We start from the raw sequence: 19,396 nt of genomic DNA, 5'->3' as shown, positions 1-19,396 counted from the left end.
CCCCCGCCCAACGCGACGACCCCCGCCAGCGCCAGCAGAGCCCACAGCCAGGCCGACGCCCGGCGCGCGGCCACGATCGACAGCACCAGCGGTCCGAGCACCTCGATGGTGACCGTCACGCCGAGCGGCAGGCGCTCCAGCGCCAGGTAGAACAGGCTGTTCATGAGCGCGAGCACGAGCCCGAAGAGCGCGACGGAGGTCCAGTCCCGCCGGGAGTGACCACGCACGCGGGGGCGCGCGATGACCAGCAGCACGAGCGCCGAGAACACGAGGCGCAGCATCACCATGCCGAGCGGCCCGACCTGCGGGAACAGCAGCACCGCGAGCGATGCCCCGACCTCCTGGCACGCGAGCCCCGCGATGACGAGCAGGATCGCCGGCGTCGTGCCGCGGGGACCCGCGGAGGCGCTCGTGCCCGGCGTCACTCGGACGGCGGCGGAGTGCACACCGCCAGCGAGGCGACGGCCTCTCCGTACTGCTCGGCGGTCCAGGGCAGCCCGGCCTCGGGGGCCGTCTGGCCGTCGGCCGCCGGCGCCTTCGAGGCGATGGCCGCGAGCTGCCACGCGAGATACTCGGCGACGCGACCGTCGCCGGCCGAGTTGTTGAGCACGACCGCGACCGTGAGGCCCGTCTTCGGGTCGGCGAACGCGGCGGTCAGGTAGCCGGGCGTCTTTCCGAACTGGCCGATCAGCGAGCCCGCGATGAGCGCTCCGCCGTCGGCGGTGTACCAGGAGGGCGCGTCGGCGGCCACCGGGAGCGGCTGGGCGAACCTCTTGTCGTCGTGGACGAGTGCGCCGCTCGCCAGCGCCTGCACGTAGCGCCCGAGGTCGCGGATGTCGGTGACGACGCCGGAGTCGGTGTAGCCGGTGCTCGACGAGACGCCGGTGAGGTCGACGGGGGCGGCGCAGTCCAGGGCGCCCTCGGCGTTCGGCATGGACTGACCGCCCTGCAGGGCGCCCGACGAGGGCACGTCGCTCAGCGAGGTCGCCTCGAGCCCGAGCGGAGCGGTGACGTAGGTGCGCAGCAGGTCGGCGGCCGACAGGCCGGTGGCGCGCTCCAGCGCGAGGCCGAGCAGCACGTAGCCGGCGTCGGAGTCCTTGTAGGCATCGCCCGCTGCGGTCGTGCGGGGTTCGCCGAGTCCGAAGCTCGCGAGATAGCGCGGGTCCCACTGCCGGTCGGGGTTGCCGATCCATGAGCCGTGCAGCTGGTCGCTGTACGAGCCGATGCCCGACGTGCCGTCGCACAGCTCCATCAGCGTGATGTCGCCGAGGTCCGGCACGCCCGAGACGTACTCGGTGACCCGATCGTCGAGCTTCACCTTGTGGTCCTCGGCCGCGCCGTAGAGCGCGTCGCACGTCATCGAGCGCGTGACCTTGCCCGCACGGAACTTCAGGTCGGCCGTCACATCGCCGCCGCCGTCCGGTCGCTGCGTGCCGAGGCCCGCGATCCACGCACCGCTCCACGGCGCCCAGACTCCGACGACGGCGCCCGACGAGCCCGACGTGCCCATCGCCCGGGTGACGGCATCCTGAAGACCCGCGAGGACGTCGTCGGGGAACGCGGCATCCACCTGCGCGGGCAGATCGGGTTCGGCGGCGGTCGAGTCGAACGAGCAGCCGGTGAAGACGAGGGCCGACATGACGGCACCCGCGATCACCGCGATGACGCGGCGATTTCTGGAGCGGGTCCGCATGCTCACCCCCCGATGATCGTGCAATGCATTCAAACACACCAGAGTCGCCCTCGCGGAACGGCGGTCCGTAGGGTGTGAGCATGATCCACCGATTCGACGACGCCGCACTCGCGGGCGTGCTCGGCCACATGAACGGCGACCATGGCGACGACAACCTGCTGATCGCGCGCGCCTTCCTCCCCGAGAACGGACGAGGGGATGCCGTCGTCACGGCCGCGACGATGACCGGGTTCGACGGCGCCGGCGGGGTGTGGCTCGCGACGCTGGACGACGGCTCGACGGTCGAGGTCGCCGCGCCGTGGCCCTCGGGGCTGATCTCGGAACGGCGCGAGGTGCGCCGCGAGATCGTCGCCCTGTACGACGAGGCCTGCCGGCGGCTCGGGATCGAACCGCGACCCCACGCCTGAGAAAACTTCTTGTTAGGTTCGCCTTATCTTCAGTTACCATGAAGGTATGAGCGACCCGATCCCGTTCTCCGCCGCGCTGCGCGAGCGCTCCAGCCGCTCGCACTCGTCGAGCGAGCACGCCGGCTTCATGGCCGACCTCATGAAGGGGGAGGGCACGCGCGAGGACTACATCGCCCTCGTCGTGCAGCACTGGTTCATCTACGAGGCGCTGGAGCGCACGGCGGGACAGATGCGCAACGACCCCGTCGCCGCGGTCTTCATCTCCGACAAGCTGACGCGCCTGCCGGCGCTCGAGGCCGACCTCGAGTTCCTCGTGGGCCCCGACTGGCGCGAGCGCATCGAGCCGCTGCCCACCACGCGGCGCTACGTCGACCGCATCAACGAGGTCGGCGCGACGTGGGCGGGCGGCTTCGTCGCCCACCACTACACCCGCTACCTCGGCGACCTGTCGGGCGGGCAGTTCATCGGGCGCCTGATGGCCCGGCGCTTCGGGTTCGAGACCAACGGCATCGGCTTCTACCTGTTCGAAGACATCGCCGACCCCAAGGCCTTCAAGGACGTCTACCGCGAGCAGCTCGATGCCGCCCCGTGGGATGCCGCCGAGCAGGAGCGCGTGATCGACGAGGTGCTGCTCGCCTACCGTTTCAACACCGAGCTCTTCGAAGACCTCGCCGCCGCCAAGGCCGCGAAGGTCGCCTGACCGCACAAGCGTTTCGTCGCTCAACGACCGGCACCACGACCCCCGGTCGTTGAGCGAGCGAGGAACGAGCGAGACGAAACGCCCCGACCGCACGAGCAACCCCGTGCCAGAACCGCGTTTCGTCTGCGCGCGCCAGAGCGCGCTCCGCTCAACGACCGGGAGCCACGGGCCCGCGGACGGCGTCGCGCATGAAGCGCTGGACGTCGGCATCCACCTGGATGTCGCGGGGCCGCAGCGGACGCGACAGATACAGGCCGTCGAGCGACGTCAGCCTCGACAGCGCCACATACGTCTGACCGGGCGCGAAGGCGCCGGAGCCGAGGTCGATGATCGCCCGGTCGTAGGTCTTGCCCTGGGACTTGTGGATCGTGACGGCCCACGCCAGACGCAGCGGGAACTGGGTGAACTCGGCCACGATGTCGCGCGTGAGCGTCTTCGAGCCCGGGTTGTACGAGTAGCGGTACTTCTCCCACACGGAGGGCTCGACGTCGAACTCCTCGCCCTCGACGTCCACGCGCACGGACTCGCCGGCGATGCGCGTGACGGTGCCGATCGTGCCGTTCACCCACCGCGGCGGCTCGCCGAACGACCCGGTGTCGTTGCGCAGGAACATCACCTGGGCCCCGACCTTGAGCTTGAGCTCGAGGTCTGCAGGGTAGGCGGCATCCCCCCGTCCGAAGTCGCCGTTCACCTCGGCGCGCGCGGTCTGCTCGCGGCCCACGAGTTCGTTGAGGTGGCGCCGGTTGATGTTGTTGACGATGTCGTTGCGCGTGGCGAGCGTGATGATGGGATGCTCGCCGTCGGACGGGTCCGGCGGACGCCGCGCACCGGTGTCGTTGAGCACCTGCGCGATGTCGGCGGTCACGCGGCCGTAGCGCACGGCGTTGAGCATCGCCTTGAACGCGGGGTCGTTCTGCCGGTGGATGTCGACGAGCTCGCGGATGTTGAGCTCGGTGCCGTACGTGCCGACGTCGAGGATGCCGTCGGTCGCGGTCTCGCCTACCCACACCTTGGCGTCGAAGAACCAGAACGAGCGGTAGTGGTCCTGCACGTACCGCAGCTCGTCGCCGCGGGGCGGGACGGGTGCCAGCTGGTACGGATCGCCGAACATGACGATCTGCGTGCCGCCGAACGGCTCCGACCGCCGTCCCCGCGCCTGGCGCAGCGCGCGGTCGATGGCGTCCATGAGGTCGGCGTTGACCATCGAGATCTCGTCGATCACGAGCGTGTCGATGGCGTTCAGCAGTTTGCGAGTGGCGTCGGACTGCGGCTCGTCGTGCGAGCCGATGATGCCCAGCGGCAGCTTGAACAGCGAGTGGATCGTCTGCCCCTCGACGTTCAGCGCGGCCACGCCCGTCGGCGCGCACACCGCGATCTGCTTGTTCGTGTGCCACGCCAGGTGCTGCAGCAGCGTCGACTTGCCGGTGCCCGCGCGGCCCGTCACGAACACGTGCTCGCGCGTGTCTTCGATGAGCCGGAACAGCGCCTCCTGCTCGGCCGACAGCGCCAGGCCGGCAGGCGAAGGAGGCGTGGTGGTCACCGATTCATGCTAACGACCGGATGCCGTCACCCGGCCGGTCCCGTCGGCGATTGTGGACGGCATCCGCTCTGTCCACAGGCGAGCGGATGCCGGAGCCCGGTGTCGACCGCGGGCCCCGGCATCCACGTTCCGGCTCAGCGCCTCCGGCTCACTCGCCGTGCGTTCGCCGGCCGGGGTGGACGACAGCGGTCGCCGACCGCGGGGAGGCTTCGGCGTCGCCCTGACCGTTGACCGCCGTGACGGTCGCGCGCCAGCGGCCGGCCGGGACGTCCTCGAACGTCGCCTGCGACGCCGTCGCACCGACCTCGAGGATGCGCGACTGGCCGCTCGCGGAGGTGAGCGCGACGCGGTAACCCGACAGCGGCGAGGAGCCTTCCGTCGATGGTGCCGAGAACGACACGCGCACGTCCGACCCGTCGGCGGCGATGCGCGGCTTGGCCACCGCGGCCGGCGTCGACAGCTCGATGGTCTGCTGGAGGTCGTTCACCCCGTCGGCGGCGACCCACGTTCCGACGTTGGCGGTCTGGATCGCGAACCGCGGGTCGGCCGCGATCGACGGCTCGGCAGCGGGCAGGGCGAGCGACGCCGTGTACCGTCCGGCGGGGACCGTCGCGAGCGACACCGACACCGTGGTGGTCTCGCCGGGCGCCCACGTCCGCGCATCACCGAGCGGGAGCGTCACACGCCCCTCAGGACCGTCCAGCACGACGTAGGCGGGACGCTCGTTGTACGGCGCAGCCCAGCCCTCGTTGCGCACGTCGATCTCGAGCGTGGGCGCGGGTCCGCCCGTGACGCGCGACTGCTTCAGCACGAAGCGGTAGCCGAGGTTCTTCGCGACCTCGACGAGGTTGCCGGCGCCCCACGAGTTGAGGACGTCCTGGTTGTAGTCGCGGTTCAGGTAGCTGTAGTGGTATCTCGCCATCTCGGCCGATGCCGAGGCCCACTCCGAGCGCGGCGGGTTGACGTTGCACGTCTCGCCGCCCATCGGCACGAAGCGGGTGTCCGCCTCCAGGTATTCCTGGTCGAGACTCAGCGGGTCCGAGAGGAAGGTGCCCCAGTCGTCCGGAGCGGCGAGGAAGCAGTCGTTGTGGTGGCCCACGCGGGCGACGGGACTCCCCGAGAACCCCTCGGCCTCCGTGAGGGCGCCCGCTGCGCCCGTCGGACGGTCGAAGGCCTGCTGCTTGGAGAGCATCGTGCGCACCTGCACGGACCGGGACTCCGGGAGCGCGGCCAGCAGCGCCTCGGTCACCGCGGTGCGGTTCGCCCAGTCCTCCTCGGTGACCACCCCCGGGTTCGCCGGGTCGGCGACGAAATGGTCGGTGTAATAGCCCTCGCCCCACAGCCCGACGAAGCCGTTCTGCACCACCTCGATGACGTCAGCGTTCGCGCGCAGCAGCGGGGTCAGCTGCTGGATGTGCGACAGCGTGCGCTCCACGGTGGCATCGCCGTAGGGAGGGGTGTACGGCCAGGCGCCGCCCTGCACGTAGGCGAACCGCAGGATGACCGAGACGCCCGCTTCACGCGCGGTCTGGAAGTCGGCGGTCAGGGCGTCGAGCAGCTGCGCGTCGAGGTCGGCGTCGACGTAGCGCTCCAGGTAGACGACCCGGAGGATCTGCGTGATGCCCTGTTCGCGGTACGACGCGAGCGTCGCCGCGTCCAGTGCGGTCCAGCCCGAGCCGTCGGCGCGCGAGTGCGTCTCTGTGTGCTTGTACCACCCGCGCGCCGGGTTGGCGATCGCAGCGTCGTTCTCTTCATACGTGACGACGACGGGATCCGTGGATGCCGCGTGGCCGGAGTCCGCCGGCGCGGCAGCAGTCGCGGCGGCCGGTGCGGCGGCGGCCATCGTGGCCGCGGCGACGGCCGCTGTCAGCAGCGTCGCGGCGACACGTGTTCGAAGGGGCAGGTGCATCATTGCTCGTTCCTCGCTTCTTTCGTGGATGGTTGTCACTTGAGGCCGGACGACGCGAGCCCGTCGATGACGCGCCGCTGCAGCACGATGAACATGATCAGCACGGGCGCCATCGCGAGCACGCTGGCCGCCATGGCCACGGGGTAGTCCGTCGTTCGGTCGCTGAGCAGGGTGGCCAGTCCCGCCGACAGCGGCATCTGCGAGCTGTAGCTCGTGACCACGAGCGGCCACAGCAGCTCGTTCCACGACCACAGGACCGTCGTGATCGCCAGGACGCTCATGGTGGGCGCCGCGAGCGGGAGCATGATCTTCCAGAAGATCTGGAACGTGTTCGCCCCGTCCAGGCGCGCGGCCTCTTCGAGCTCGGTGGGCATCGCGAGGAACGCGGTGCGCATGAGGAAGGTGCCGAACGCGCTGAACAGGCCGGGCAGCACGAGACCCCCGATGCTGTTGAGCAGGCCGAGGTTCTGGATGATCTGGTACTGCGACAGCAGGTACACCTGCGAGGGCACCATCAGGATCGACAGGACGACGGCCAGCAGCACGCCGCGACCCGGGAACCTCAGGCGGGCGAAGGCGTAGCCGGCCATCGTGCACAGCACGAGCTGCGCGACGGTGCGGACCACCGTGATCAGCACCGAGTTGCCGAACTGCTGCAGGAACGGCAGCCGCTGGAACACCTCGGCGTAGTTGTCCCACTGGAGCTCGCCGGGCCAGAACACCGGCGTGACGCTCTGCACCTGGGCGTTCGTCGACAGCGACATGATGATCTGCCACAGGAAGGGGAACGCCATGATGACGGCGCCGACGCCGAGGACCAGGTGAGCCAGGACGTACGCGCGGCGGTCGCTGCCCGTCGGGCGTCGCCGGCGTGCCCGGCCGCCGCCGGAGAACCCGGTGACGGCGAGCGCGCCGCGCTCCTGCACCGTGACGGCGGGGGCGGACATCTGCAGGGAGTCAGTCACTGTGGACCCATCGCTTCTGGAGTCGGAACTGGAGCAGGGTGACAAGGCCGATGATCACGAAGATGACCATGGCCACGGCCGCCGCGAAGCCCTTCTCGTTGTTCACGAATCCGGCCTGGTAGAAGTAGTAGACGAGCGACATGCTGCGGGGGAGCGAGGCGTTGGTCGACGTCGTGCCGAGGATCGCGTAGAGCAGATCGAACAGCTGGAAGCATGCGATCACCGTCACGATCGTGACGAAGAAGATGCTCGGCGTGAGCAGGGGCGCGGTGATCGAGCGGAACTGGCGCCAGCGGCTCGCGCCGTCCAGCGCGGCCGCCTCATACAGTTCGGGCGGGATCGTCTTGAGTCCCGCGGCCAGGACGATCATCGAGAACCCCACCGACGACCACAGCCCGACGATCGCGACGGCCACGATCGCGAAGCCGGGCGTGCTGATCCAGTACGGGCCCTGGATGCCGACGAGCCCGAGGGCGTAGTTGACCAGGCCGAAGTCGCCGTTGAAGATGATGCGCCACACGAAGGCGATCGCCGTCGGCATCGCGACGTACGGGAGGAAGAACAGCACCCGGTACACCGCCGCGAACCGCAGTCCGGGAAGGTTGAGCAGGCTCGCGAGCAGCACCGCGAGCGGGACGCCGAGCAGGACGATCGCCGTGTAGAGGAGCGTGTTGCCCAGCGACAGGTAGAACTCCGGCTCGCTGAAGAGCCGCAGGTAGTTCTCGACGCCGGCGAAAGTGGCGTCTCCGAAGACACCGAAGCTCGTGAACGAGAACCCCGCCGTCTGGACGATCGGCCACAGGTAGAACACGGCGATGCCGAGGACGAGGGGGCCGACGAAGACCAGTGCCCACCACCCGTCGTGCGGGCGGCTGCGCCGACGGGGCGGGTCGCCCCTCCCGGCCCGTGCGGGCGCGGGAGGGACGACGGTGCGACGCTCGGCAAGCGTCAACGTGCCTCCTCGGCGAGAGCGGCGTTCATCTTCTCGGCGAGCTCGGCGGTCACCTCGTCGACCGGGCGCTCACCCGAGAACGCCTGCGGCAGCAGCTCCGACTCGAGGGCGTTCCACGCCGCCGTGTTCGCGCTGACGGGAAGCGGCTGCGCGTAGTCCAGCGCGTCGATGAACACCTGCAGGTTCGCCTGAGGCATCGATTCCGCGAAGGAGTCCTGCGTGCCGTCGTACGCGGGGATGATCGAGCCGAACTCGCCCTGCTGGCGCTGGGCCTCCTCGCTGGCGAGGAACGCCTGGAACGCCTGGGCGGCCTGCTTGTTCTTCGAGGCGGCGGCGACGACGTTCGAGACGCCGTGGATGACCGTGGCCTGCTGTTCGCCCTGCGGCAGGGGCAGGACGTCGACGCTGTCGGCGAAGGGCACGTCGCCGAGCGCCGAGCGGAACCAGCTGCCGCCCCAGTACATCGCCAGCTTGCCCGACGTGAACCACTGGTCGGCGGACGTGTCGGTCAGCTGCGCCATCGTGGGCGAGCCACCCGAGGCGATGAGGTCGGCCCAGAACTGGATGCCGGCCTGCGCCTCGGGGGTGTCGTAGCCGGAGCTGTCGCCGTCGATGACCTGGCCGCCGGCCTGAAGGATCGTGTTGTAGTACGTGGTCTGACCGTCCATGCCGCCTGCGCCGCCGTAGACGCCGTCGGCCGCCAGCGCCGTGGAGATCTCGGCGGCGGTGGACTGGAAGTCGTCCCACGTCCAGCCGGCCTCGGGGATGGCGACGCCGGCCTGCTCGAAGAGCTCTTTGTTGATCCACACGCCGATGGTGTCGAAGTCCTTGGGCACGCCGTAGCTCACGTCGTCGACCGTGTAGAGATCCACGAGCGACTCCGGGTAGGCGGCGGGGTCGATGTCGCCCGCGTCCACGGCTCCGGTGATCGGCTCGAGCTTGCCGTTGAGCGCGTACAGCTGGATGTTCGGTCCGTTCATCCAGAAGACGTCCGGGAGGGTGTCGCTGGACGCCTGCGTCTGCAGCTTGGTCCAGTACTCGCTGAACGGAGTGACGCTGACGTTCACGGTGATGTTCGGGTACTTCTCGTTGAACGCGGCGATGTTCTCTTCTATCGCCGGCACCTGGTTCTGGTCCCAGAGCCCGTAGGTGATGGTGGCCTCGAGGTCGCTGTCGGGCGCGGCGTACTCCTGAGGAGCGGCGGCGCCTCCGCTTCCCGCGCTGCACGCGCTGGCGGTCAGGGCGACGGCGCCCGCGATCGCGAGCGCGCCGAGCGCCCGGCGGTGGAATCGTTGCTGTGTCATCGGTGGGTCCTTTCGAAGGGGTCGGGCAGGGCGGAGGGATGCGGCGAAGCGAAGTAGTCGCGGACGTGCACAGGCAGCGGGGGCACGTCGATCGGCCGTGAGCCCTCGCGGATCGAGTCGGCCGCGAGGGCGCCGGCGGCGACGGCGGCGCGGGCGGCGAGCGGAGACACCACGGTGGGGGTGCGGTGCACGACGTGATCGAGGAACTCCCGCATGGTGGCGCGATCGGCGTCCTCGTGCCCGCTCACGACTCCCTCGATCGGGTACTCGGCGTCGCCGGCCACCGCCCACTCGCGTCGGCGGTTCCAGACCTTGACGACGCCGCCGGCGGTGTCGCCGACGTTCTCGAGTCGGCCCTCCGTTCCGATGACCGTGTAGTTGCGCCAGTAGTCGGGTGTGAAGTGGCACTGCTCGTAGCTCGCCAGCACACCGCTGTCGAGCGTCATGAGCATCATCGAGACGTCCTCGACGTCGACGACGGGGTTCAGCCCGGTCGCGGCAGCGGGCGGCCAGTTGTCGAACGAGAACCACTCCGGCATCGTCTCGCCGGTGCGGTCGCGGCGGTCGGTCACGCCGCCGTAGACCATGAGGTCCCCCATGCCGACCACGCGCCGCGTGTATGCACCGGCGAGGTAGTGGACGACGTCCAGGTCGTGGCTGGCCTTCTGCAGCAGCAGCGTGTTGGTGCGCGACCGGTCGGCGTGCCAGTCCTTGAAGTAGTAGTCCCCGCCGTTGCCGACGAAGTGACGGACCCAGATCGTCTTCACCTCGCCGATCTCGCCGCGGTCGATGATCTCCTTCATGCGGCGCACGACGCCGGCGTGGCGGAAGTTGTGCCCGACGTACAGCACGCCCGCGGACTCCGCGGCCGCCGTCAGCACGCGATCGGCGTCCGCGAGCGTCGTGGCGAGCGGCTTCTCCAGATAGACCGCGATGCCGGCCCGGAGCAGCTCGACCGCGATGTCGGCGTGCGTGTCGTCGGGCGAGGTCACGATGGCGGCATCGGCGACGTCTGCCGACACGAGGGCCGTCACGTCGGGGAAGACCGGGACGCCGGGGAACAGCCGCTCGGCGCGCGCTCGACCGTCGGGGGACGGATCCACCGCCGCGACGACGCTCGCGCCCGGCTGCGCCTCAGGGACATGGTGTGCGATCACGCTGCGCGCTCCCGCTCCGATGACGGCGACGCGCAGCCCTGCTGAGGGCCGAGGTGAATGCGTCATGAGCCTCCCACTTCCTTGTGCTTGGACACCATCATGCATCGTTTGAGCGATTTTGTCACGAGACTGGGTGAATCGAGCATGATCAAACACTAGGCGCGAGCGAAACCGCGCACGACATCGTGAGCGAAGCTTTTACGCGCGCGAAACATCCGCCTCCGGGCGGAGCCGCACGGGACGCGGATGACTCAGTGCGCGGAGACGGCCCGGACGGGGGGCGCGACCACGACCTGCACGTTGGCCTTCTCGAACTGCGCGGTCAGGCGCGGAGCCAGAGGGGCGTCGGTGACGAGCACGTCGATGTCGTCGAGCGCGCAGATCCGGGCGAAGGTGCTGCGGCCGATCTTCGTCTGGTCCGCGGCGACCACGACGCGGCGGGCGACGGCGGCGATGTGACGGCTGGCGTCGGCCTCGCCCTCGTGGAGTGTCGTCGCGCCGAACTCCGCCGTCAGACCGTCGACGCCGAGCACGGCGATGTCGAGGCTGAAGTCCCGCAGCGAGGCGGCCACGAGCGGGCCGATGAGCTCGTACGACTGGCGGCGGGGGACGCCGCCGGTGACCACGATCTTGATGTTCTCGCGCACCGACGACTCGAACGCGATGTTGAGCGCGTTGGTCACGATGGTGATGCTGGGCTCGCCGCCCACCGACGCGAGGCGCTCGCTGCGGCCGAGGGCGCGCGCCGCCTCCGTCACCGTGGTGCCGCCGTTCATGCCCACGGTCGCACCGGGCTCGATCATCGCCTCCACCGCTCGCGCGATGGCGAGCTTCGCGTCGGCCTGACGTGCGATCTTGTACTGCAGCGGCAGCTCGTAGCCGGAGCCCAGCGCCGAGGCCCCTCCGTGCGTGCGCGTGACGAGCCGCTGCTCGGCAAGGGTGTTCAGATCCCGACGGGCGGTCGCGGTCGAGACGCCGAGCCGCTCGCTGACGTCCGCGATGGCGACGTTGCCGCGTTCGCTGATGAGCTCGAGCACGAGATTGAGCCGCTGTTGCTGGTGCATGAGTAGGCCTCCGGGCCCATCGTCCCACACCGAAGGTTGACGGTTCTGATCATTTCTGCTCAAATACTCGGTAAACGATCACTTCTGATCTTGACGTTTGCAGAAAGTAGAGAGATGACCGGAACGTTCGTCGATGACGAGATCGCGTCCCAGCCGCTGACCTGGGCAGAGGCCGCGCAGCTCGCGCCGTCCGTATCGGCCGCTCTGCCCGCGCCGGGCGAGCGCGTGGCGTTCGTCGGCTGCGGCACCAGCTGGTTCGTCGGCATGGCCGCGGCCGTCCGCCGCGAGTCGCTCGGCGCCGGCGAATCGGACGCCTTCGCCGCGAGCGAGTACCCCGTGGAGCGTTCGTACGACCGGCTCGTCGCCATCTCGCGCTCAGGGACGACCACCGAGGTCATCGAGCTGCTGCAGCGGGTGTCTGTTCCCACGACGCTCATCACCGCCGTCCCCGACTCTCCGGCGACGCGGTTCGCCGACGAGGTCGTCTCGCTCCCGTTCGCCGACGAGCAGTCCGTCGTGCAGACCCGGTTCGCCACCAGCGTCCTGGCGCTGCTCCGCGCCCACTTCGGCGAAGACCTCGCGTCAGCGATCGCCGACGCCCGGTCGGCGCTCTCGATCGACGTGGATGCCCTCACGTCGGTGGATCAGGCGACGTTCGTCGCGACCGGCTGGGCCGTCGGGCTCACCTACGAGGCCGCTCTGAAGACGCGCGAGGCGGCGCAGTTCTGGGCGGAGTCGTACCCCGCCATGGACTACCGCCACGGCCCGATCGCGATCGCCCAGCCGGGGCGCCTGGTCTGGAGCCTCGGTGGCGCACCCGAGGGCCTGGCCGATGAGGTCGCCGCGACCGGAGCGAGCTTCGTCGAGCACGACCTCGACCCGCTGGCGCGCCTCGTCGTGGCGCAGCGCTTCGCGATCGCCCTCGCGAAGTCCAAGGGGCTCGACCCCGACCGCCCGCGCTCGCTGACGCGCTCCGTCATCCTGGCGTGAGCATGGAGGTGATCGGCGTCGACGTCGGCGGCACGACCGTCAAGGGCGTCGTCGTCGATGGCGACGGCCGGCTGATCCGCGAACTGCGGCGGCCCACGCTGTCGCCCGATCCCGCAGGCACCGTCGTCGCCGACACCGTCGCCGAGCTCGTCGGCGTCCTCGACGAGGGGTCTGGGTGCCCGGTGGGCTGCGTCGTCCCGGGCATCGTCGACGAGACGCGCGGCGTCGCGGTGCTGTCGGCCAACATCGGATGGTCCGGCATCCCCTTCGCGGATCTGCTGCGAGCGCGCCTCGGCGGCCCGGTGGCCTTCGGCCACGACGTCCGGGCGGGGGCGCTGGCCGAGGCCCGATGGGGTGCCGCGCGCAACGCGTCGGGCACCGTCGCGTTCGTCCCGATCGGCACCGGCATCGCCGCGGCGCTGCTCGTGGACGGGCGCCCCCTGGTCTCGGGCGGCTGGGCGGGCGAGATCGGACAGACGCTGATCCGCACCGGCCCGCACACCGGCCGCCGTGTCGAAGAGGTCGCGTCGGCCGCGGGCACGGCCCGTCGCGCGGACGCACCCGACGCCCGGACCGTCGCGGCCCGCGTGGACGCCGGCGACCCGCAGGCGCAGCAGGTGTGGCAGGACAGCGTCGAGGTGCTCGCGGACGCGCTGGCGGGCATGACCGCCGCGGTGGCGCCCGAGACGATCGTCCTCGGCGGTGGCCTCGCGCTCGCCGGGCGCACCCTCACCGACCCGCTGGAGCGCGCGCTCGACGCACGGCTCGGGCTGCTGCGGCGGCCCGCCCTGCGCACCGCCGAGCTGGGCGACCGGGCCGCAGCGCTCGGCGCGGCGATCCTCGCGATGGAGTCGACCGAGTGACCGCCGTCACCGACGGTCGCTCGGCCCGCGGGGCGGAAGGCGGACGATGCCGCGCCTGCTGACCGTCACTCCCAACCCCGCGATCGACGTCACCTACACCGTGCCGCGACAGGCCGTGGGCGAGACGCTGCGCGTCACCGATGTACAGCGTCGCGCGGGCGGCAAGGGGCTGAACGTCGCCCGCGTGATCCGTGCGCTGGGGCGCGACGCGGCCACGGTGCAGCCGCTCGGAGGCGACACCGGGCGCTGGATCGCCGACGAGCTGGTCGCGGCCGGGCTCCCGGTCATCCCGTGTGCGGTGTCGGGCCGGTCGCGCACCACCGTCGCGGTCGTCGACGGCATCGCGCACCCCACGCTGTACGCGGAACCCGGCGCCGCGCTCACGCGCGCCGAGTGGTCCGACGTGACCGACACCGTGGCCGCCGCGTGCCGTCCCGGCGACTGGGCGATCGTGGCCGGATCGTTCCCGCCGGGCTCGTCCGCCGACGATCTCACCCGCCTCGTGCACGCGGCGCATCGATCGGGCGCGCGCGTCGCCGTCGACACCAGCGGCCCCCTGCTCGTCGCCGCGGCGGACGCCGGAGCCGACCTCGTCAAGGCCAACGAGGCCGAGATCGCGGAGGCCACGGGGACCAGTCGCATCGAGGCGGGGATGGACGCCCTCGCCCGAGGCGGCGCGACGGTCATGATGTCGCGCGGCGCACAGGGTGCGCTGCTGCGCGAGCCCTCGGGCGCCGTCCTTCGGCGGTCTGCCGTCGAGGGGATCGCGGGCAACCCCACGGGAGCGGGGGATGCCGCGACCGCGGGCCTCGTCATGGCCCTCGCCGAGGGGCACGACGGGACCACGGCGCTCGCCTGGGCGGCCCTGTGCGGCGCAGCCGCCGTCCTCGCTCCGGTCGCCGGCGAGATCGACCCCGCGCTGATCCCCGCCCTCGCCGAGCGCGCGGGGCTGCCCCACGACCTCCTCCTCCCGCTGCCCCCAGAACGGAGCACTTCGTGATCACCCACACCACGGTCGACATCGTGGCCGACGCCCGGCGCGTACGCACCGGCGTCGGCGCCTTCAACGTCGTGCTCCTGGAGCACGCCGAGGCCATCGCCGAGGCGGCCGAGCGCGCGCAGCGGCCGGTGATCTTCCAGATCAGCCAGAACTGCGTCGCCTACCACGGCGCCCTCGCACCGGTCGCGCTGGCGACCCTCAGCATCGCCCGCGCGCTGTCCGTGCCGTCCTTCGTGCACCTGGACCATGCCGACGACGTCGACCTGGTGCACGAGGCGCTCGATCTGGGCATCGACAGCGTGATGTTCGACGCCTCCACGCTCCCCTACGACGACAACGTCGCGCTCACGCGCCAGATCGCCCAGGCGTGCCACGAGCGCGGCGTCTTCGTCGAGGCCGAGCTGGGCGAGGTCGGCGGCAAGGACGGTGTGCACGCCCCGGGTGCGCGGACCGAGCCCGGCGACGCCCGGCGGTTCGTCGAGGCCACCGGCGTCGACTGGCTGGCGGTGGCGGTCGGCACGTCGCACGCGATGACGACGCGCGAGGCCGCCGTCGATGACGGTCTGATCGAGCGCATCGCCGCGGCGGTGCCCGTGCCGCTCGTGCTGCATGGGTCGTCCGGCCTCCCCGACGAGCAGCTGCGGCTCGCCGTCGCGGCCGGCATGACGAAGGTCAACATCTCGACCCACCTCAACGCCCTCTTCACTCATGCGGTGCGCAACGCGATGGTCGACGCGCCGGGCCGCGTCGATCCGCGGAAGTACATCGCCCCCGGCCGCGACGCGGTCGCCGTCGAGACCGAGCGTCTGCTGCGCCTGCTGCACGTGACATGACCAGCGCGATCCTCGGGCTCCCCACACCGGCCGGCCCCGCCGACGCCGAGGTCGTGGCACGGCTGCGTCATCTCATCCGCGCCCGCGGTCCGCTTCCGGACGAGCTCGGACTCCCCGCCGATCCCGACTCACTCGTCGCGGCGCTGACGGCCGTCGCCGAGGACGCCCGCGCGCGGCACCGCGAACAGGGTCTCGACGAGGAGGTGTCGCTGGCCACGCTGGCGGACGTCGGACGCAAGCACGCGCTCTACGGTGCGGCGTCGGTCCTCCCGTGGATCCTCGGCATCCTGCGCGCGGACGTCGTGCAGCTCGGAAGGCTGCAGGTCGAGCGCCGGCGCGGGCCCCACGGACACGCGCTGCACATCCCCGAGACCGGTCCTCTCGCGCCCGGTGCCGTCGACGCCTCGCTGGCACGCGCGCGCGAGCTGACCGGCGCGGTCGACTTCAGCTGCGAGAGCTGGCTGCTGGACCCGAGACTGCGCGACGGCCTGCCGGCGACGAACATCGCCGCGTTCGCCGCGCGCTTCGAGCTCATCGAGGGTCCTGAGCCGAGCGCCGAGGCCAGCGAGGACGCCGCGAAGTTCGTCTTCCGCCGTCCGCTGCGGGACGTGCGCGCCCCCGGCGTCGTCACGCCGCAGACGCGGCTGGAACGACTCGTCGCGACGCAGCTGCGTTCCGGGGACTGGACCGCGCCGACGGGAGTGCTCGGGATGCCTCCCGCCTGACGCCCGGCTACGCCGCGGCGGCTCGCGTCAGCCGTCGCGCCTCGGAAGGGTCGGGGAACGCATCGCCCGTGCGCACCGCCTCCTCCAGCACCGCGTCGAGATGGCGGGTGGCCAGGCTGATCCCGCCCAGCGCGACCGCCTCGGAGCCCAGCGCAGAGACGGCCACCGCGGGCACCAGCGGGCAGATGCGACCGAGCGTCTCGGTGAACCGGTCGAGGAAGACGTCGGCGCCCGGTGCGCTGCCACCGCCGATCACGAGCAGCTCGGGATCGATCGCGAGCACCATGGCGGCGGCGCCTGCCGCGAGGTCGTCGGCGAACTCCGTCACCGCTTCGATGGCCGAAGGGTCGCCGGACCTCGCCATCTCGAAGATCTGCTCACGACTGGGACGCGGAGTTCCGAGCGCGTGACGGCCGTACTGCTCATTGAGCTCGGCCCACTTCAGCTCCGGGATCTCGCCGACGGTTCCGGCGGCGCCGTGCACCCCGCGGTGGACGCGTCCGCCGACGATCGCGGCGCCGCTCGTGCGCCGCCCGCACAGCACGTACACGACGTCCTCGCGGCCGCGCGCGGCGCCGAACGTCAGTTCGGCGTGGGCGCCGAGCGGCACGTCGCCCTCGACAAGCACAGCGCCCTCGAACTCCCACGCGAACCGCTCACGCAGGTCGAGACCGATCCAGCCGGGCATTCCCGTGCCGCCGAAGTGCAGCACCCTGCCGTCGGCGCCGATGGCGCCGGGCGAGCCGATCACCACGATCCAGGGAGCGCTGCGGTCGCGACCGTGTGCGGCCAGCAGGTCGTCGCACACCGTGAGCGTCGCCGCGATGCGGTCGGCAGCCGCGTCGTCCTCCCGCACCGCAGCGGTGCTCTGCCCCAGGACCGCGCCCGACAGGTCGGTCAGGACGGCGAAGACGTGATTGGCGCCGATGTCGACGGAGAGGAGGCATCCGACATCCGCCGGGACGCGATACGTCATCGCCGGACGCCCCACCGTGCGGACCTGCGTGTCGTCGGATGCCGTCAGCCATCCCATCGCGACGAGATCCGACGCGACGGCGTCGACAGCCGTGCGGGAGAGACCCGACGAGGATGCGAGCTCGCGCAGCGTCTGCGGATGCGAGATGACGGCGCGCAGCGCCCCCAGCGAGTTCATGCGGCGCAGCAACGACCTGCTGCCCATCGGAGCGGACGCTCCACCGAGCATCGCTTCACGCGCCATCGTCCACCGTGCCCCTTGCTATTTTTATCGCCATGTTGGATTATTAATCCCGCCCTCGATTCTAACCATCCGACGAGGGCACGCGTGAGAGGCACGACCGGACGGGCCGAACGCACCAGCACCGACGCTGAGAGGCATCCATGACACACGTACTGCCACGGGCGCGCATCGCCGCGCCCCCGGGTTCGCGCCGCAGACGCAGGCAGGGGGACGGTCGCGTCGCACTGTTCTTCATCGCCCCCGTGCTCCTCGGTTTCGCGGTCTTCTATCTCTACCCGACGATCCGCGGCTTCTGGTGGTCGTTCACCGACTACAGCCTGCTCGCCGAGCCGCAGTTCGTGGGCCTGGAGAACTATGCGGCGGCGATGGCGGACCCGGAGTTCTGGAACTCGATGGCCGTCACGCTGTACTACGTCGTGCTCAACGTCGGCTCGCAGACGCTCCTGGCGCTTCTGCTCGCCGCCCTCATGCACCGCCTCACGCGCTCCATCGTCGTGCGGACGACGCTGCTCCTGCCCTGGCTGGTGCCCAACGTGACCGTCGGGCTCATCTGGCTGTGGCTGCTCGACACGAACCTCGGCTTCGTCAACAGGATGCTGGACTCGATGGGGCTCGACAAGATCGGCTTCTTCACGAATCCCGCCTTCGCACTGCCGACCATCTCGCTGATCAACACGTGGGCTTTCGTCGGCTACACCGCGCTGCTCTTCTACGCGGGCATGCTGCAGATCCCGCAGGACACCTATGAGGCGGCATCCATCGACGGCGCCGGCGAGTTCCGCACCTTCTTCCGGATCACGCTGCCGCTGCTGCGCCCCATCCTCGCCCTGGTGCTCGTGGTGTCGCTGATCGGCTCGTTCCAGATCTTCGACACCGTGGCGGTGACGACCAAGGGCGGGCCCGTCAACGCCACCCGGGTCATCTACTACTACATCTACCAACAGGCGTTCACGTACTTCCACATGGGCTACGCCGCCACCATGGCCATCGTCCTGGTGCTGATCCTCGGCGTCCTCACCTTCGTCCAGCTCCGCCTCCTGCGGGCGTCCGAATCCCAGCTCGCCTAGGAGTCACCGTGACCGTCTCTCCCATCGCCGCGCTCGACATCGATCCCGAACCCCCGGCATCGCCGCCACCGGTTCCCCGCCGCGCCCGGCAGTACCCCAGTGCCGCCCGCCTCGTCGGGTGGGCGATCCTCGTGATCGCGCTCGTGGCCACGATCTTCCCGTTCTACTGGATGGTGAAGTCCGCGCTGACCCCCGCCGGCGACGTCATCGCCGACTCCGGCAGTCTGTGGCCGACCAACCCGACCCTGATCAACTTCCAGCGCGTCCTCGGGCTCCTCAGCCCGGACGAGATCCGCGCGGCGGGAGGCAGCGGCGCGTCGATCAACTTCGCGCTGTACATCTGGAACTCGATCATCTACTGCACCCTGATCGGGTTCTTCCAGACGCTCTTCTGCGCCATGGGCGGGTACGCGTTCGCACGGCTGCGGTTCCGCGGCAGGGAGGCGCTGTTCAGCATCCTCATCGCCGCGCTCATGGTGCCGGGCATCTTCACACTGCTGCCGAACTTCGTCCTCGTGCGGGACCTCGGCCTGCTCAACAGCATGTGGGGCATGGTCGCGCCCAGTCTGCTCATGACACCCTTCGCGCTGTTCTTCCTCCGCCAGTTCTTCCTCAACATCCCCAAGGACGTCGAGGAGGCGGCCATGATCGACGGCGCCGGCAAGATCCGCATCTTCTGGCGCGTCGTGCTGCCGATGGCGCAGGGACCGCTCATCACGATCGGGCTCATCACCGTCGTGTGGGCGTGGAAGGACTTCCTCTGGCCGCTGCTGATCGGCCGCGACGAGTCGGTGCGCACGATCACGGTCGCCCTCGGCGTCTACCTGCAGCAGTCGCCCAACACCCAGCCCGACTGGACCGGCCTGATGGCGGCATCCACTCTCTCGGTCATCCCGGTCGCGCTGCTGCTCCTGTTCCTCGGCCGACGCATCGTCGAGTCGCTCAACTTCACGGGCATCAAGTGAAGACACCACCCACACCCCGAAACACCATCACGAAGGAGTGCGT

At 70.6% G+C, this 19,396-nt stretch carries 19 protein-coding genes; 9 read left to right on the top strand and 10 right to left on the bottom strand.

The window, feature by feature from the left end; translation table 11 throughout:
* Together JNB62_RS03845 and JNB62_RS03840 are read right to left on the bottom strand one after the other, a co-directional pair.
* Positions 1 to 446 (bottom strand): EamA family transporter (locus tag JNB62_RS03845; protein ID WP_374450194.1); only part of this gene is annotated, 446 nt, incomplete at its 3' end.
* On the bottom strand, positions 422 to 1,693 hold the full coding sequence (locus JNB62_RS03840; protein WP_220299563.1) for a serine hydrolase domain-containing protein: 1,272 nt from the start codon (positions 1,691 to 1,693) through the stop codon (positions 422 to 424). The genes JNB62_RS03845 and JNB62_RS03840, both read right to left, overlap by 25 nt.
* A gap of 80 nt (positions 1,694 to 1,773) precedes the next feature.
* Here JNB62_RS03840 and JNB62_RS03835 point away from each other — a divergent pair, with 80 nt between their 5' ends.
* Positions 1,774 to 2,100, top strand: coding sequence for a DUF2470 domain-containing protein (locus tag JNB62_RS03835; RefSeq protein WP_220299530.1), 327 nt, complete (start codon positions 1,774 to 1,776; stop codon positions 2,098 to 2,100).
* 46 nt (positions 2,101 to 2,146) lie between these two features.
* On the top strand, positions 2,147 to 2,800 hold the full coding sequence (locus JNB62_RS03830; RefSeq protein WP_220299529.1) for a biliverdin-producing heme oxygenase: 654 nt from the start codon (positions 2,147 to 2,149) through the stop codon (positions 2,798 to 2,800).
* A 148-nt stretch (positions 2,801 to 2,948) separates the two neighbouring features.
* Here the strand turns inward: JNB62_RS03830 and JNB62_RS03825 are convergent, their stop codons facing one another.
* The 7 genes from JNB62_RS03825 to JNB62_RS03795 form a co-directional block, all read right to left on the bottom strand.
* On the bottom strand, positions 2,949 to 4,340 hold the full coding sequence (locus JNB62_RS03825; RefSeq protein WP_308291716.1) for an ATP-dependent DNA helicase: 1,392 nt from the start codon (positions 4,338 to 4,340) through the stop codon (positions 2,949 to 2,951).
* Positions 4,341 to 4,488: 148 nt separating this feature from the next.
* Positions 4,489 to 6,252 carry a DUF4832 domain-containing protein gene (locus tag JNB62_RS03820; protein WP_223230900.1) on the bottom strand — a complete coding sequence of 588 codons (1,764 nt, stop codon included), beginning with the start codon at positions 6,250 to 6,252 and terminating at the stop codon, positions 4,489 to 4,491.
* Positions 6,253 to 6,284: 32 nt separating this feature from the next.
* Complete coding sequence (locus tag JNB62_RS03815) at positions 6,285 to 7,214, bottom strand: carbohydrate ABC transporter permease (protein ID WP_308291715.1); 930 nt, start codon at positions 7,212 to 7,214, stop codon at positions 6,285 to 6,287.
* The gene (locus JNB62_RS03810) at positions 7,207 to 8,166 is read right to left on the bottom strand and encodes a carbohydrate ABC transporter permease (RefSeq protein ID WP_220299528.1); all 960 of its coding nucleotides are present in this window, start codon (positions 8,164 to 8,166) and stop codon (positions 7,207 to 7,209) included. The genes JNB62_RS03815 and JNB62_RS03810 overlap by 8 nt, the downstream gene beginning before the upstream one ends.
* Complete coding sequence (locus tag JNB62_RS03805) at positions 8,163 to 9,470, bottom strand: ABC transporter substrate-binding protein (protein ID WP_220299527.1); 1,308 nt, start codon at positions 9,468 to 9,470, stop codon at positions 8,163 to 8,165. Before JNB62_RS03805 ends, JNB62_RS03810 begins: the two co-directional genes overlap by 4 nt.
* Positions 9,467 to 10,693 (bottom strand): Gfo/Idh/MocA family protein, encoded by a 1,227-nt coding sequence (locus tag JNB62_RS03800; protein ID WP_220299526.1) that lies wholly within the window; start codon positions 10,691 to 10,693, stop codon positions 9,467 to 9,469. The genes JNB62_RS03805 and JNB62_RS03800 overlap by 4 nt, the downstream gene beginning before the upstream one ends.
* Positions 10,694 to 10,878: 185 nt before the next feature.
* Positions 10,879 to 11,691 (bottom strand): DeoR/GlpR family DNA-binding transcription regulator, encoded by an 813-nt coding sequence (locus JNB62_RS03795; protein WP_220299525.1) that lies wholly within the window; start codon positions 11,689 to 11,691, stop codon positions 10,879 to 10,881.
* Between the two features lie 114 nt (positions 11,692 to 11,805).
* On the opposite strand from JNB62_RS03795, the gene JNB62_RS03790 reads away from it, so the two are divergent.
* The 5 genes from JNB62_RS03790 to JNB62_RS03770 are packed head-to-tail and all read left to right on the top strand — an operon-like array spanning position 11,806 to position 16,102.
* Positions 11,806 to 12,681: an SIS domain-containing protein gene (locus JNB62_RS03790; RefSeq protein WP_220299524.1), complete on the top strand. Its 876-nt coding sequence runs from the start codon at positions 11,806 to 11,808 to the stop codon at positions 12,679 to 12,681.
* A 2-nt stretch (positions 12,682 to 12,683) separates the two neighbouring features.
* Positions 12,684 to 13,544 carry an ROK family protein gene (locus JNB62_RS03785; protein WP_223230938.1) on the top strand — a complete coding sequence of 287 codons (861 nt, stop codon included), beginning with the start codon at positions 12,684 to 12,686 and terminating at the stop codon, positions 13,542 to 13,544.
* A 46-nt stretch (positions 13,545 to 13,590) separates the two neighbouring features.
* A complete protein-coding gene (locus JNB62_RS19120; RefSeq protein WP_220299522.1) occupies positions 13,591 to 14,544 on the top strand; it encodes a 1-phosphofructokinase family hexose kinase in 954 nt (317 codons plus the stop codon).
* Positions 14,541 to 15,377 carry a class II fructose-bisphosphate aldolase gene (locus JNB62_RS03775; protein WP_220299521.1) on the top strand — a complete coding sequence of 279 codons (837 nt, stop codon included), beginning with the start codon at positions 14,541 to 14,543 and terminating at the stop codon, positions 15,375 to 15,377. The genes JNB62_RS19120 and JNB62_RS03775 overlap by 4 nt, the downstream gene beginning before the upstream one ends.
* Positions 15,374 to 16,102, top strand: a complete 729-nt coding sequence (locus JNB62_RS03770; protein ID WP_220299520.1) for an acyltransferase domain-containing protein — start codon at positions 15,374 to 15,376, stop codon at positions 16,100 to 16,102. Before JNB62_RS03775 ends, JNB62_RS03770 begins: the two co-directional genes overlap by 4 nt.
* Before the next feature lie 7 nt (positions 16,103 to 16,109).
* On the opposite strand, the gene JNB62_RS03765 is transcribed toward JNB62_RS03770, so the two are convergent.
* Positions 16,110 to 17,282 carry an ROK family protein gene (locus JNB62_RS03765; protein ID WP_220299519.1) on the bottom strand — a complete coding sequence of 391 codons (1,173 nt, stop codon included), beginning with the start codon at positions 17,280 to 17,282 and terminating at the stop codon, positions 16,110 to 16,112.
* Between the two features lie 179 nt (positions 17,283 to 17,461).
* Here JNB62_RS03765 and JNB62_RS03760 point away from each other — a divergent pair, with 179 nt between their 5' ends.
* Both JNB62_RS03760 and JNB62_RS19525 read left to right on the top strand, forming a co-directional pair.
* On the top strand, positions 17,462 to 18,388 hold the full coding sequence (locus tag JNB62_RS03760) for a carbohydrate ABC transporter permease (RefSeq protein ID WP_220299518.1): 927 nt from the start codon (positions 17,462 to 17,464) through the stop codon (positions 18,386 to 18,388).
* An 8-nt stretch (positions 18,389 to 18,396) separates the two neighbouring features.
* Positions 18,397 to 19,353, top strand: coding sequence for a carbohydrate ABC transporter permease (locus JNB62_RS19525; RefSeq protein WP_308291714.1), 957 nt, complete (start codon positions 18,397 to 18,399; stop codon positions 19,351 to 19,353).
* The last annotated feature ends 43 nt before the right edge of the window (positions 19,354 to 19,396 follow it).

This window comes from Microbacterium jejuense, assembly GCF_019511665.1.
Taxonomy (GTDB): Bacteria; Actinomycetota; Actinomycetes; order Actinomycetales; family Microbacteriaceae; genus Microbacterium; species Microbacterium jejuense_A.
Note: the sequence above shows the minus strand (reverse complement) of the source record. Positions and strands in the feature narration are given on the sequence as shown.